This window comes from Achromobacter sp. NFACC18-2, assembly GCF_900108985.1.
Classification (GTDB): Bacteria; Pseudomonadota; Gammaproteobacteria; order Burkholderiales; family Burkholderiaceae_B; genus Achromobacter.
Genome location: NZ_FNYM01000012.1, coordinates 109,358 through 122,958 on the forward strand (window position 1 = coordinate 109,358; position 13,601 = coordinate 122,958).

Here is a 13,601-nt window from a genome sequence, read left to right on the forward strand (position 1 = left end):
GCGGTCTGGCTTTTTTTTCGGCCGGCGGACGGCCACGCTAGGGGAGTGCCGGGCCGATTCGAGAAAGAAGCCGTTCGATCACGTCGCTGGCCTGCCGCTGCCGCAACATCCTTGCCTCGCGCTGCTCTGGCTCGTCGCCATCACCCAACTCGAACTTGGCGACCGACACGGGACCGTCCTTGCGATAGCCCTCGGCGGTCGCGTCGCTCGCGAAGCGACTGCGCAGGATCGCCAAAGAGGCCTCCACAACGCCCCTATGCCTGCCCTCGCGCTCCTTGTGAAACGCCGCAGCCACGGCATCCAGTCCTTCGGACGCATGCTCGATGCAATAGACCAGATCGTGGGCATCCTTGCGTTCGAAGCGCTGATCGAATGCAAACACCTTCAGACAGGTAAAGCTCACCAGGTTCGCATGCTTGATCCGTTCTGTGGCGATTCCATTGCCGCCCAATAGTTCGGCCTGAATCTCGGTGACTTGATGAAGGTCGAAAACAATGGACGAATAGGGAATGTTCAACGCAGAGATCGTGCCATTGGTCGGCAATGGCTGTACCTTGCCGCCGGCGATCTCCGGCGCGTCCGCCAGCAACTCCAACACCATCAGCGCGCCATGTTCAGTACGGGTCTGCCACCGCCAGGACAACTTTGCACCGGCGGCGTTCTCGGCTCGCTCGAAGCCCATCTTCTTCAGGTTGTCTTCGAGTGTGTGATATGCATCGGTGTCGGCCAGGATCTGCAGGTCGATCACGAGGTCCACGTCCAGCGTTCCAGCGTGCGCGGGCACGGCCGGAGGACGAGCCGCAACGAGATATCGCGGCGTCAGCCCCCCGATCAGATAGACCGAATCTTTCCACGGTCCCAGTCCCCGCAGCAACGTCACGAGGAGACGTTCGCAATCCGTCGTGTACTGGTCGCTATAGCCGTCCAACGTCGCGGGCTTTGCCATCAGAAACCGATCCTCTCCTGGCGCAGGTGCTGGGCCATTTCCTTGGCGCGGCCTTCTGCCTGCAGAAGATCGAGATACACCTGGACCGGACTGGCCAGCCAGACATCGCCAACGTGTCGCCGGAAAAGCAGCGCTCCGGCCGAGGTCGAATCGACGACCGCGAGGTTCGCGCCTTCATTGACGACACGCGCGCCCAAGTCGGCCATTGCCAACTCGGCGCCAGGTCCGGGCTGCAGTCGAACGCGCACCAGGGAAATACCGGACAAGAACGGCGCATAGCGCTGCGCAGCCGCTTCGTAGCTCACCGCGTAATCCACCTGGTGCGCATCGCAAGACTGAGCGAGCCGTTCGATCAACGCATCGGACTTCAGAGCGGGCACAAAATACCGGCGCTGCGTCGGCGCAGGCTGCGTGGCGACCTGCTTTGCCCACGCATCGAGCAACGCAGCCGGCTCGCGGAGATGGCGCGTCTTATTGGGTCCTTGCCCACGCGACTCCAGCCAGTCGAACCGCTCCAGCTGACTTAACACTTCCGAGGCGGTAGATGGCGCCACCTGCGCACGGCCAGCCACGTCGTTAACGCCAAACCATTTATCTTGATCGTCCAGGAGGGCGTGCAAGACCTGGGCACGCCGCGACGAGAACAGCGACCGAACCGACTTGTCCAGCACCTTCGGCGCCGGCCTGTCGATGTAGATGAAGGCACCCGCCGCCGGCAGGAATAGGCTTCCGCCGCTATCGAAGTAACCGACCCGCTCGCTTCTGAGCAGTTCTTTCGCTCCACTTGATAGCGACTCCGCCACCAGCAGAGGCTGGACATCGGCGTTTTGGCCCGGCTGTAGCGACCTCAATTGCCATAGCCATTGACGCGCATCCCGGGGATAGACGGACTTCTTGACCTCGACCAGCAGAACGACCGCCTTGCCCGCGACCTGCAGATCGATCCTGGCATCGACAGGGTTGGCGCCTCGCACCTCAGGTGCTGCCCGGGTCGACGCCACGCGCACGTCAGGCAACGCCTGGAGTGACTCCAGGAGCTGTCCGATCAACGCCTGTCCCGCCACGATAGATCTCGTCATGAGGGCCGTAATCTCTGCTCAATGCACGTCGGAAATGTCACGAATGACGGGAATGTCGGGAATATAGCGAATATTCGACAAAATTCATATATTCGCTGAGCAGCGAAAAACCAAACAACCGTGAATAAGCAGGTCTTACGGATCTGGCGGGACCGGGGATCGAACGTAACGTTCTGCTGGCGGCCAGGCGACCGATTGGACCGATTGCCACGCCCGACGCCCTACTGCAGGCGTTCGTCGTCCAGGAAATCCGGCACGGCCATGACCTCGATGCCGTCTTCGGCCAGGGATTCGCGTTCTTCGCGGGTGGCGGTGCCGCGGATGGGGCGGTCGTCGGCGTCGCCTTCGTGGATGCGACGGGCTTCCTCGGCGAAGCGCGGTCCGACGTTTTCCGTGTTGCGCACCAGCGTGCGCACCTGCCGCATGACGGCGGCCTGGAGCGCGGCCATTTTTTCGGCGTCCGAAGCGCCGGCGGGCACGACGGGCTGCGCGGCGGGCGCGTGCAGGTGCGCCACGTTCAGGCGCGGGGCGGACAGGCGTTTGGTGATGGTCGCCGATCCGCAGACCGGACAAGTGACGAGGCCACGCGCCTGTTGCGCGTCGTAGTCTTCGTGCGAGCCGAACCAACCTTCGAAGACGTGGTTGTGGTCGCACTGGAGGTCAAAAACTTTGAGGGCCATGGCATCAATATGGAGTTCTGCGTCCAGAATACAAGATCTGGCGCATGACGGCCGGCCGGCTGCCGGCCGCATGCTCAAACAAGACCGAAGCACAGGGCCGAAGCACAAGACCGAATCACAAGCCCACCGCACCAGACGGCCCCACCGCGCAACGGCGGCAAACGGCGCCGGCAGCGACGACGGGCAAACCGCCCCGCCCCGCTGGAAGTCGGACGAAACGACGCCAGGCGGTCCGTTCAGGCCGTTTCCGGCGGGCCGAAATGCAGCCGCGGCACCGCGGCCAGCAACCGCCTCGTGACCTCCTGGCGCGGCGCCAGCAGGACCGATTCGGCCTGGCCCAGTTCGACGATGCGGCCCTTGTCCATGACCGCGATGCGATCCGCCAGGTACTCGACCACGCCGAAATTGTGCGTGATGAACAGGTAGGCGATGCCCAGCTCGGCCTGCAATTCGCGCAGCAGGTCCAGGATCTGCGCCTGCACCGAGACATCCAGCGCGGACGTGGGCTCGTCGCAGATGAGGACCTTGGGTTCGACGGCCAGCGCACGCGCGATGGCGATGCGCTGGCGCTGGCCGCCCGAGAATTCATGCGGATAGCGCGTCAGCGTGTTGGCGGGCAGCCCCACCCGCTCGATGAGCTGGGCCGCGTGCTTCTCACGGGCCTGGCTGCTCATGTCGCGCTTGAGCGATGCCAGCCCCTCGTCCAGGATTTCTCCGATGCGCATGCGCGGGTCCAGCGACGCGTACGGGTCCTGGAACACGATCTGGATGTCCTGCCGCAGCCGCTGGAGCTGGCGACGATCGGCGGACAACAGGTCCTGCCCCTGCAGCATGGCGCGACCGGCCACGTGCGCGCCGTCGATCAGGCGCAGCAGCGCCTTGCCCGTGGTGGTCTTGCCGCAGCCGGATTCGCCCAGGAGCGCCAGCGTTTCGCCGGCCCGCAGCGTGAACGTCACGCCGTCCACGGCCTTGACCCAGGACACGATGCGGCGCAGCGGCCCCTTGCGCACCGGGTAGTGGACCTTCAGGTCCTGCACGTCCAGCACCACGCCCGCGGGTCGCGGCTGCGCGCCCTGCCGGCCTTCCTGCGCGGCGGCCGCGCGTCCCTGTTCGGTCAGCGGCACGCCACGCTTGTCGAACGTGGGAATGGCCTCGAAGAGCTGGCGGGCGTAAGGATGCCGCGGCGCGTGGAAGAATTCCTCGGCACTGGCGCTTTCGACGATCTCGCCGCCGCGCATCAGCGCGACATGGTGCGCCACGTTCTTGACCACCGCCAGGTCGTGGGTGATGAGCAGGACGGCCATGCCCATCTCCTGCTGGATGCTGGCCAGCAGGTCCAGCACCTGCGCCTGCACCGTGACGTCCAGCGCGGTGGTCGGCTCGTCCGCGATCAGCAGCACGGGCTCGGCCGCCAACGCGATGGCGATCATGACGCGCTGCTTCTGGCCGCCGGAGAACTGGAAGGGATAATCGTCGATGCGGCGCTCGGGCTCGGGGATCCCGACCCGGCGCAGCCAGTCGATGGCGCGGGCTCGCGCCGCGGCCCCGCGCAGGGGCGTGTGCGCGGTCAGCGTCTCGATGATCTGGTCGCCGACCCGCATGACGGGGTTCAGGCTGGTGGACGGCTCCTGGAAGATGATGCCGATACGTCCGCCGCGCACCCCGCGCATGGCGCTTTCGGGCAGGCGGTTGAGGTCTTCGCCGTCCAGGTCGATCTGCCCGCCGACAATACGGCCGGCGTCCGGCAACAGGCGCAGCAGCGCCAGCGCGGTCATGCTCTTGCCGCAGCCGGATTCGCCGACCAGCGCGAAGGTCTCGCGCTTTGATATGGCCAGCTGCAGGCGCTTGACCGCATGCGTCATGCCGCTTTCGCCCGCGACGTCCACGTCCAGGCCCTGCACGGTCAGCAATGGCGTGTCGTGGCTCATGGCGCCTCCCCGGTCTTGGAGGCGCGCGCGTCCGCCGCCAGCATCGTGCCCGGACGGCGGCCCATGAAGCCCAGGCGCGCCAGGCGGCTGGGCTTGAAACGCCGAGTGCGCGGATCGAACGCGTCGCGCACCGCGTCCGCGAACAGGTTGGCGGCCAGCACCAGCGCCAGCATGAAGATGAAAGCGGTCATCAGGTTCCACCAGATCATGGGGTCGCGCGACATTTCCAGGCGCGCGCCGTCGATCATCGAGCCGAAGGAATTCATGCTGGGATCCACGCCGATGCCCAGGTACGACAGCACGGCCTCATACAGCACGAGGCCGGAGAACTCCAGCACCACGGTAATCAGCACCAGATGCGCCACATTGGGCAGCAGGTGGCGCGTCATGATGCGCCAGTGGGACACGCCGAAGGCGCGCGCGGCCTGCACGTATTCCAGTTCGCGCAGCTTCAGCGTTTCGGCCCGCAGCAGGCGGCACAGCCCCGCCCAGCCCGTCAGGCCCAGGATCATGCACAGCAGGAACAGCCGCAGGTCGGCGCGGGCGGCCGAGGTGTCGAAGAGGTCCGAATGGTTGTCGATGTACACCTGCATCATCAACGCGCAGGCGGCCACCAGCAGCACGCCGGGAATCGAGGTGATGGTGGTGTACAGGTACTGGATGGCGTCGTCGACCTTGCCCTTGAAGTAGCCCGCCGCGATGCCGAAGACGATGGCCGGCGGCAGCATCGCCAGCGTGGTGAGGCTGCCGATGACCAGCGCCGTGCGGATGCTTTTGAGCGCCTGCCACAGCACGTCGTTGCCGATGCGGTCGGTGCCCAGAGCATGGTAGCCGCTGGACAGGCCCGCCAGCGCCCCCACGGCCAGGCACAGCAGCGCGAAGGTGATCGCCATGGCGCGCCATGGGATGTCGGCGCGGCCGGCGAGCAGTTCCTCGGCGGCATGGGAGGCGGAGCCGGTGGCGCGCGCCAGGCAGGCGAACAGGATGACCGCGCCGGCCAGCGCGACCCCCAGCCCGGCGGCCAGCCCCCACCCCAGTCGCATGGCGATGTCGCCGGCGCGCTCCTGGCCGGGATCGGTCAGGTGCAGGGCGGCGCCGCGCAGGCGCGGAAAATCGCGCACCGGCTTGTCGTTCACCAGCATGGTCTCTTTGGTGAACTGGTGGGCGGCCAGCGGTTCGGAATAGGTTTTCTCGGGCCGGGTCAGCACCGTACCGGCCAACAGGCCGTCCAGCGCGGATTGCACGGCCGGCGCGTAGACCGGCGGGGCGTCGGCCGCCGCGCCCGGCGCGGGCGGCAGCAGCGGGCGATAGTGCACCGAGTCCAGCAGGCCGACCACCGAAAAGGCGACCAGGATGACGACCGAGCACATGGCGGGCGTATCGCGGGCCACGCGCGCCCAGGTGGCGCGCAGGTTGGCACTGCGGCGCACGCGCCAGATGTAAGCCAGCGCGCCCGCCACCATCAGCCACAGCGCGATATCGGTCCAGAGGAAGACGAACTTGGGCATGGCGGCTACTCGAAACGCACGCGGGGGTCGGCCAGCGTGTAGGAAATGTCGGCCAGGATCAGCCCCACGATGTAGAGCGCCGCGCCCAGGAACACCATGGCGCGCACGATGGAGAAGTCTTGCGCGTTGATGGCGTCGATGGTGTAGCTGCCCAGCCCGGGAATGCCGAAGAAGGACTCCGCGATCAGGCTGCCCATGAACAGCAGCGGCAGCGCGGCCACCGTGCTGGTCAGGATGGGCAGCATGGCGTTGCGCAGCACGTGGCGGAAGAGCACGACGCGCTCCGCGAGCCCCTTGGACCGCGCGGTGCGCACGTAGTCCTTGCCGATTTCTTCGAGGAACAGGGTGCGGTAGAAGCGCGCTTCGGGTCCCAGCCGCGACACGATGGCGACCAGCACCGGCAGCGCCAGGAACTTGACCACGTCCAGTCCGCCCGAATAGCCCGAGAACGGCACCAGCCGCAGCAGCTTCGCGAAGAGCCACTGCCCCGCGATGATGTAGAAAAGGCTTGATATCGACAGCAGCATCACGCACAGCACGACGCCCCAGAAATCCAGCCGCGTCGCGCGGAAATAAACGAGCGTGAGCGAAAAGACGATGCTGGCGAACAGCCCCAGGAAGAACGTGGGCACCGCCAGCGCCAGGCTGGGCCCCATGCGCGTCTTGATCTCGCGGCCGATGTCGCGGCCGCCGTCGGACGAGCCGAAGTCCATGACCAGCAGCGGCACCGAGCGCTGGTAGAACACGGTCTCGGTGAGCCGCCCCGCGCCCTGGGCCTGGGCGTTGAAAAAGAGCGGCTTGTCGTAGCCGCGCTCGGCCTTCCATTTTTCGACGGCGTCCTGGCTGACGCGCTGCCCGCCGATGGCCAGACGCGCCATGTCGTCCGGCGTGTTGACCGCGAAGAACAGGATGAAGGTGAAGAGATTGACGCCGATCAGAATCAGCACGCCATACAACAGCCGGCGTATCACATAGCCGATCATGATTGATACTCCTTGCGTTCGGGCGGCACGAACGCCGTCTGGCGCTCGCGCCGCTTGAGCGCCACGTACGAAGGCCAGATCGCCAGCACCAGCAGCAGGATGAAGACGCCAATGGGCCACCAGATGGGCGAGTTCCATTCGTCGATCTTCTGCTGCCGCAGCGCCGGGTCGATCTTCATGTATTGCAGGGTATTGCGCACCATCTGCGTGGGCTTGGCGTTGCCGACCCACTGCTGGTAGGCGCCGCCGGACATCGGGAAGTAGCCAAACATCCACGGCGCGTCGCGCTGCACGATGGCGATCATCTCGGCGATCAGCGCGGCCTTTTCGGGGCCGTCGTCCAGGAATTTCATCTGCTCGAACAGCCGGTCGAACTCCGGGCTGGAATAGTTGGCGGCGTTCTCGCCCCCGCCCTTGGCCTTGGCGTTCGGGCCGTAGAGCAGGAAGAGGAAGTTCTCGGCGTCGGGGTAGTCGGCGTTCCAGCCCCACAGGAAGAGCTGCGCGGACCCGCGCAGCATCTTGTCCTGGAAACGGTTGTAGTCGGTGGCCCGCACGTCCAGCTGCACGCCGATCTTGGCGAGCTGGCGGCGCATCCAGTCGAACTGCGGGTTGGACCCGCCGCCGGACATGGAATCGAAATACAGCACCAGCGGCGCGCCTGTCTCGGCATTGCGGCCGTCGGGATAGCCGGCCTCGGCCAGCAGCCTCCGGGCGACATCGATGGACTTGCGCACCGGCTTGCCGTCGACCAGGTCGTAAACCACCGGATTGATGCCCTCGGGCGGTTCGCGGTAGCCCAGCACGCCCGGCGGCACCGGCCCGTAGGCCACGGACGCCTGGCTGTTTTCGAACACCGCCACGTATTCTTCCCAGTCGAAGGCGATGCTGATAGCCTGGCGCAGCTTGCGGTTGCGCGCTTGTTGTTCGGGCGTGTCGCCCTTGCCCACCACCGGGTCCAGCCAGTTAAAGCCCATGTACCAGTTCGCGGTCTCGACCGTGGTGGGCAGCTTGATCCCGTGCTCTTGATACTTGCGCGCCTTGTCCTGGCTGTCGCCGGCGGCCACCAGCATGGCCACGCCGTATTCGCCGCGCTCGATCTGCGGCACGTCGTAGTAGCCCTGCATGAACTTGCCGGTCAGCGGAATGGCTTCTTTTTCGACGCTGAATTCCGCGCGGTCGATGAAGGGCGTGGGCTTGCCGCAATCGGCCAGGAGGCCCGCCGCCTGGTCGCCGGGCTCGCCTTCGCAGGGATAGGGTTCGCCGTGGTAGTTGGGATTGCGGCCCAGCACGTGGCGGCGGTTCTGCAGCGACTCCACCAGCATGTACGGCCCGGTGCCCACCGGCCAGGTGTTCAGCGAGAGGTCGTGCGCGGCCATGCCGGGCTGGCTGTAGAAGCGGTCGGCCTCCCACGGGATGGGCGCGGTGAACGTCATGGCCAGCCAGTACTTGAACTGCGGATACTTGCCATCGACGCGGATGCGCAGCGTGTGCGGATCCAGGGCCTCCACGCCTTTGAAGCCGTCGTCTTCGCGCAGATCCAGCCACGGCAGCGTGCCGGCGCCGCCGGGCATGTCGCGCCGCAATTCCTGGTCGCGCTTGCGCAGGCGGTCGCCGTAGTCTTTCAGGCCCTGCACGTGCTCGGACATGAGCGAATAGATGGGCGACACCACGCGCGGGCTGGCAAGGCGGCGGAAGGCATAGACGTAATCGTCGGCCGTCAGCTCGCGCGTGCCCGTCAGCGGGAAATCGGGAATGTAGAACTTGTCGTCCAGTTCGCCGGGGGCCAGCGGGTAGTACGCATAACTGCCGTCCGGCTTGCGGGCAAAGGCGGGATGCGGCGCGAAACGGATGCCGGGCCGGATCTTGATGTCGTAGATGCTTTGCGCGATCTGCTCGCCGGGCGCGTCCGCGGGCAGCGTGTTGCCCTGGGCGTCCAGGTACACCGGCGGGTCGATCGAGGCCGCCGCGCGCGGCACCAGTTCATAGGGCCGCTTCAGGTAGTGATACCCGTAGAGCGGCTCGTAGATGTTGTAGGTGTAGGGGGTTTCGTCGCCGGAATAGGAGCTGGCCGGGTCCAGGTACTTGGGAGAGCGTTTGACGAACGCGGAATAAAGCGTGTTCTGGCTTTCTGCGCCGGATGGATACGGGCTGTTGATGGGGCTTTCCTGCGAGCAGCCCGCCAACGCCAGCGACAGCGACAGCAGCATGGCCGACGCCCAGAGCCGCTTCATTACACCCATGGAAACCTTCCGTTCGTTTCGTAGCGTCAGAGGATAGCAAACGCGGGGCCCCGCCAGTACCCTGGCATCCACCTAGGGCCGGCGCGGGACTGGCTGGCGGCGACGGCCCGGCTGGCCGCTTTCAGCCGCATTGGCGCTGCCGCCAGCAGTCATAGCGCCATTTCCAGGGTTGCGTGGCGTCCGGGCGCGCCCACAGCCCGCGGCCGGCCGCCTTGGCCTGGCGTTGCAGGTCGGGCATGGCCTTGTCGCGCAGGTAATCACCCTTGCGGGCCGTGTAGGCCCAGGCGTAGCCGGCCTCGACCTGTACCCGGTTGGCGGAGCGGCCGTCCTCCAGGATCAGCGCGCAGACGTCACGGCCATACTGGTCCTGTTCATAGCATTGGGCGGTGAGCGTCTTGCCGGCCACGAGGCTGGCCAGGTGCTTGCGCGCGGCCTCGGCGTCGGGCTGGCCGGGCTGGTCGGCGCCGTGGCCCTCTTCGGGCGCGTCGATGCTGTCCATGCGGATGCGCCGCTGGCCGTCCGGCGCGCGCAGCGTCACGGTATCGCCGTCCGCCACGTTGACGATCGTGCCGGTCAGCGTATAGCTGCCCTGCGGCACCCCGCCAGCCAACGCGCCCGGGGCCTTGCCCGGCGCCGGGGACGCGGGCGCCTGCGCGCGCCCGGCCGGGCGCTGCGTAGCGGGATCCTGCGGCTGCAGCCAGTTGATGAGGGCGCCGGCCGCCGCGAGGATCAGGGCAACGACAAGGGCGGTCAGCTTGCCGCCGCCGCGAAAGGGAGGTTTGCCACGCACCGGCCGGACTCCATATTCAAGAACGCAGGGAGTTTGCCACAAGCCGGCTGCGGTATCGGGGGCACCGGTGGCGTTCGGGGGTGTCTGACACCCATGGCACACCGCCGCAAACCCACGTTCGTCGCCTCAGGGTGTCAGACACCGGGCGGCTCAAAGCCAGCCGGATTTCCGGAACCGCCAATACAGCACCGAGCATACCGACGTGATCACGCCCAGCGTGATGGGATACCCCCACGGCGACTTCAGTTCGGGCATGAACTCGAAATTCATGCCATAAATGCCGGCGATGGCGGTGGGCACCGCCAGGATGGCGGCCCAGGACGCCAGCTTGCGCGTCGTGTCGTTCTGCGCGGCCTGCCCGATCATCAGGCTGGCTTCAAACGCGAAGGCCAGCGACTCGCGCAGCGAATTGAACAGCTCGTCCACGCGCAGCACGCGGTCGGCCACTTCGCCGAAATAAGGCCGCGCGTGTTCATCGACGGCGGACATCTCCACGCGCGCCAGACGGCGGCAGATCTCGGCCAGCGGCGAGACGACGGTGTGGATGCGCAGGAGGTCCCGGCGCTGCCGGTACAGCCTGCGGATGTCGGCGTCCTTGGCGCCGCGGATCAGCAGCTTCTGCTCGGCGCCTTCCACCACGCTTTCGATCTTGACCGCCGCCGCGACATAGCGGTCCACCAGCCAGTCCAGCAGTTCGGACGCCACGTAGTCGCTGCCGCGCTTGAGCAGGTCGGGCGAGGCCTCCAGGCGCTCGCGCAAGGGGCTGTGGCCGGCGGTCGCGCCGCGCCGCACCGTGACCAGGAAGCCGTCGCCGATGAGGAACTGCGTCTCGCCGAAGATGGGGCGCTCGGCCTCGACCTCGACCGTGGCGGCGACGATCAGGATCATGTTGCCGTAGTCGATGATCTTCGGGCGCCGGTGCGCTTCCAGCATTTCTTCCTGGTTCTTGTCACAGGCGCCCAGCTCGCGCGCCACCTTGGCCAGCGTGTCCGGATGGGGATTGCGCAGGCCGATCCACAGCATGCTCTGCCCCTGTCGCTGGCTGACGTACTGGCCGGCTTGTTCAATGGGAACTTCACGGTCACGCCGTCCGTTCACGTAGGCGATCGACGCCACGACTTCGCCCTTGGGCGCGTCGGCGGGCTGCTCTTCAATAGACATAGACATCCTCGGACAAATCGATCCCTGCCGCACAGCATGTGTTTGTCGGCCGATGATAGCCCAGCCCGCCCGCGGACCGCGGGTTCAGAAGAGGTTGCGCACCCGTTTGGCCACGTCGATGCGCGGGGCCTGCGGCTCGCGCGGTTCGGCCCGCCCGGGGGGCAGATCGGGCAGCTTGGGCAGGTGGTCAAAAAGCGGCAGCATGGCGTTGGTGATGAAGCGCGTGCGCGACCCGTAGACGTGGCGGTCGCCCATGCCGGTCTGCTGGTGCACATAAAAGCGCTGCGGCACGACCAGCTGCAGCCGTTCCCTGGCCCGCGTCATGGCGACGTACAGCAGGCGGCGCTCTTCCTCGATTTCCTCGGCGCTGCCGGTGCTCATGTCGGACGGAATGCAGCCGTCCACCACATTCAGCACGTAGACCGCCTTCCATTCCTGGCCCTTGGCGGAATGGATGGTGGACAGGATCATGTAGTCCTCGTCACGCAGCGGTGCGCCGGATTCGTCGCTGGTGGCGTCGGGCGGGTCCAGCGTCAGTTCGGTCAGGAAGCGCTCGCGCGACGGATAGCCCGAGGCGATGCGCACGAGCTGGTCCAGGTCAGTCTTGCGCACGCGCGCGTCGTCGTACAGGCGTTCGAGCTGGCCGCTGTACCAGCGCAAGGCCAGGTCCACGTCGGCGGGCCACTTCAACGTGGGGTCGCACAGCGCGGCGTACGTGTCGGCAAACGCGCCCCACTCTTCCTGGGCTGCCGCCCCCGGCTTGAATTCGCGCAGCGTGCGCAGCGGCTCGGCGGACGCGGACATCGCGTCCATCAGCTTGCCCGCCGTCGCCGGCCCAATGCCGGGCATCAGCTGCGCGACTCGGAAGCCCGCCATGCGGCCGCGCGGGTTCTCGGCCCAGCGCAGGATCGACAGCAGGTCCTTGACGTGCGCCGCTTCCAGGAAACGCAACCCGCCGAATTTGACGAAGGGGATGTTGCGGCGGGTCAGCTCCAGTTCCAGCGCGGCGCTGTGGCTGGCGGTGCGAAACAGCGCCGCCTGCGACTTGAGCGTGGCGCCGCCCTCGCGCTGGGCCAGCACCTGGTCGGCCACCCAGCGCGCCTGCCCGGCTTCGTCGCTGACCGTCACCAGCTCGGGAAGCTGCGAGGATTTGCGATCGGTCCACAGGTCCTTGGCGTAGCGTTCGGTGGCCTGCGCGATCACGGCGTTGGACGCGGTCAGAATGGGCTGGGTGGAGCGATAGTTGCGATCCAGCGTGATGACGCGCGCGGGCGCGGGAAACTGGTTGGGAAAGTCCAGGATGTTGCGCACCGTGGCCGCGCGGAAGGAATAGATGGACTGGGCATCGTCGCCCACCACCGTCAGGCCACGGCCGTCGGGCTTCATGGCCAGCAGGATGGCCGACTGCAGGCGGTTGGTGTCCTGGTATTCGTCCACCAGGACGTGATCGAAGCGCGCGCCCACGTCAGCAGCGATTTCCGGGTCCGACATCATTTCGGACCAATAGAGCAGCAGGTCGTCGTAGTCCAGCACCTGCTGGTCCTGCTTGGCCGCGACGTACGCGCGGAACAGGGTCTTCAGTTCGTCTTCCCATTGGGCGCACCACGGAAAGGCGGTCTTGAGCACATCGCCCACCGGCGTCTGGCTGTTCACCACCCGCGAATAGATAGCCAGGCAGGTGCCCTTAAGCGGGAAGCGCGACTTGGTGGAAGACAGCCCCAGTTCATGGCGCACCATGCCCATCAGGTCTTCGGCGTCGCCCCGGTCGTGGATGGTGAAGGCCTCGGACAGGCCGATGCGCTGCGCGCAATCGCGCAGCAGCCGCGCGCCGATCGCATGGAAGGTGCCCGCCCACGGCAGCGACGGCGCCTGTTGCGAGGACCGCAGATTCATCACCCGCTGCAGCACCGAGCCCACGCGCCGTTCCATTTCCAGCGCCGCGCGGCGCGAGAAGGTCAGGAGCAACATGCGCTGCGGATCCGCGCCGTTCAGGATGAGATGCGCGACGCGGTGGGCCAGCGTGTTGGTCTTGCCGGACCCCGCCCCCGCGATCACGAGCAAGGGGCCGTCATCGCCCGGCGCGCCGGCCACGCCGAACTCGGCCGCCTCGCGCTGGGCGGGGTTCAGGTCGGCCAGCGGGTCGGGACGTTCGGCCGGGCGGCCGACGGGCCGTTCGTTGTCGGAGGATTCGGTGAGATGAGCTTGGTCTGGCATGTCGCGGTGCCGCAGCGCTACGGCCGCAAAAAAGGAAGGAGCCAGGGGCTGGCTCCGGATGAACACTGTATA

10 protein-coding genes are annotated in these 13,601 nt (G+C 66.8%); all 10 read right to left on the bottom strand.

Translation table 11 applies throughout. The features are described from left to right. Window positions 1–37 precede the first annotated feature (37 nt). Window positions 38–946 (bottom strand): hypothetical protein, encoded by a 909-nt coding sequence (locus BMW75_RS18770; RefSeq protein ID WP_092581374.1) that lies wholly within the window; start codon window positions 944–946, stop codon window positions 38–40. After that, window positions 946–2,025, bottom strand: coding sequence for a type IV toxin-antitoxin system AbiEi family antitoxin (locus BMW75_RS18775; protein WP_092581375.1), 1,080 nt, complete (start codon window positions 2,023–2,025; stop codon window positions 946–948). Before BMW75_RS18775 ends, BMW75_RS18770 begins: the two co-directional genes overlap by 1 nt. 221 nt (window positions 2,026–2,246) lie before the next feature. Then, entirely contained in the window at window positions 2,247–2,705 is a 459-nt protein-coding gene (locus BMW75_RS18780; RefSeq protein WP_092581376.1) for a DUF1178 family protein, read from the bottom strand. A 236-nt stretch (window positions 2,706–2,941) separates the two neighbouring features. Next, window positions 2,942–4,633, bottom strand: a complete 1,692-nt coding sequence (locus BMW75_RS18785) for an ABC transporter ATP-binding protein (protein ID WP_092581377.1) — start codon at window positions 4,631–4,633, stop codon at window positions 2,942–2,944. Then, window positions 4,630–6,141 carry an ABC transporter permease gene (locus tag BMW75_RS18790; RefSeq protein ID WP_092581378.1) on the bottom strand — a complete coding sequence of 504 codons (1,512 nt, stop codon included), beginning with the start codon at window positions 6,139–6,141 and terminating at the stop codon, window positions 4,630–4,632. Before BMW75_RS18790 ends, BMW75_RS18785 begins: the two co-directional genes overlap by 4 nt. A gap of 5 nt (window positions 6,142–6,146) precedes the next feature. Next, on the bottom strand, window positions 6,147–7,124 hold the full coding sequence (locus BMW75_RS18795; protein WP_092581379.1) for an ABC transporter permease: 978 nt from the start codon (window positions 7,122–7,124) through the stop codon (window positions 6,147–6,149). Next, entirely contained in the window at window positions 7,121–9,364 is a 2,244-nt protein-coding gene (locus BMW75_RS18800; RefSeq protein ID WP_175493222.1) for an ABC transporter substrate-binding protein, read from the bottom strand. Before BMW75_RS18800 ends, BMW75_RS18795 begins: the two co-directional genes overlap by 4 nt. 121 nt (window positions 9,365–9,485) lie before the next feature. Then, complete coding sequence (locus tag BMW75_RS18805; protein ID WP_092581381.1) at window positions 9,486–10,154, bottom strand: thermonuclease family protein; 669 nt, start codon at window positions 10,152–10,154, stop codon at window positions 9,486–9,488. Window positions 10,155–10,304: 150 nt separating this feature from the next. Next, entirely contained in the window at window positions 10,305–11,315 is a 1,011-nt protein-coding gene (locus BMW75_RS18810; protein WP_092581382.1) for a magnesium and cobalt transport protein CorA, read from the bottom strand. An 84-nt stretch (window positions 11,316–11,399) separates the two neighbouring features. Next, window positions 11,400–13,529, bottom strand: a complete 2,130-nt coding sequence (locus BMW75_RS18815) for an ATP-dependent helicase (RefSeq protein WP_092581453.1) — start codon at window positions 13,527–13,529, stop codon at window positions 11,400–11,402. Window positions 13,530–13,601 lie beyond the last annotated feature (72 nt).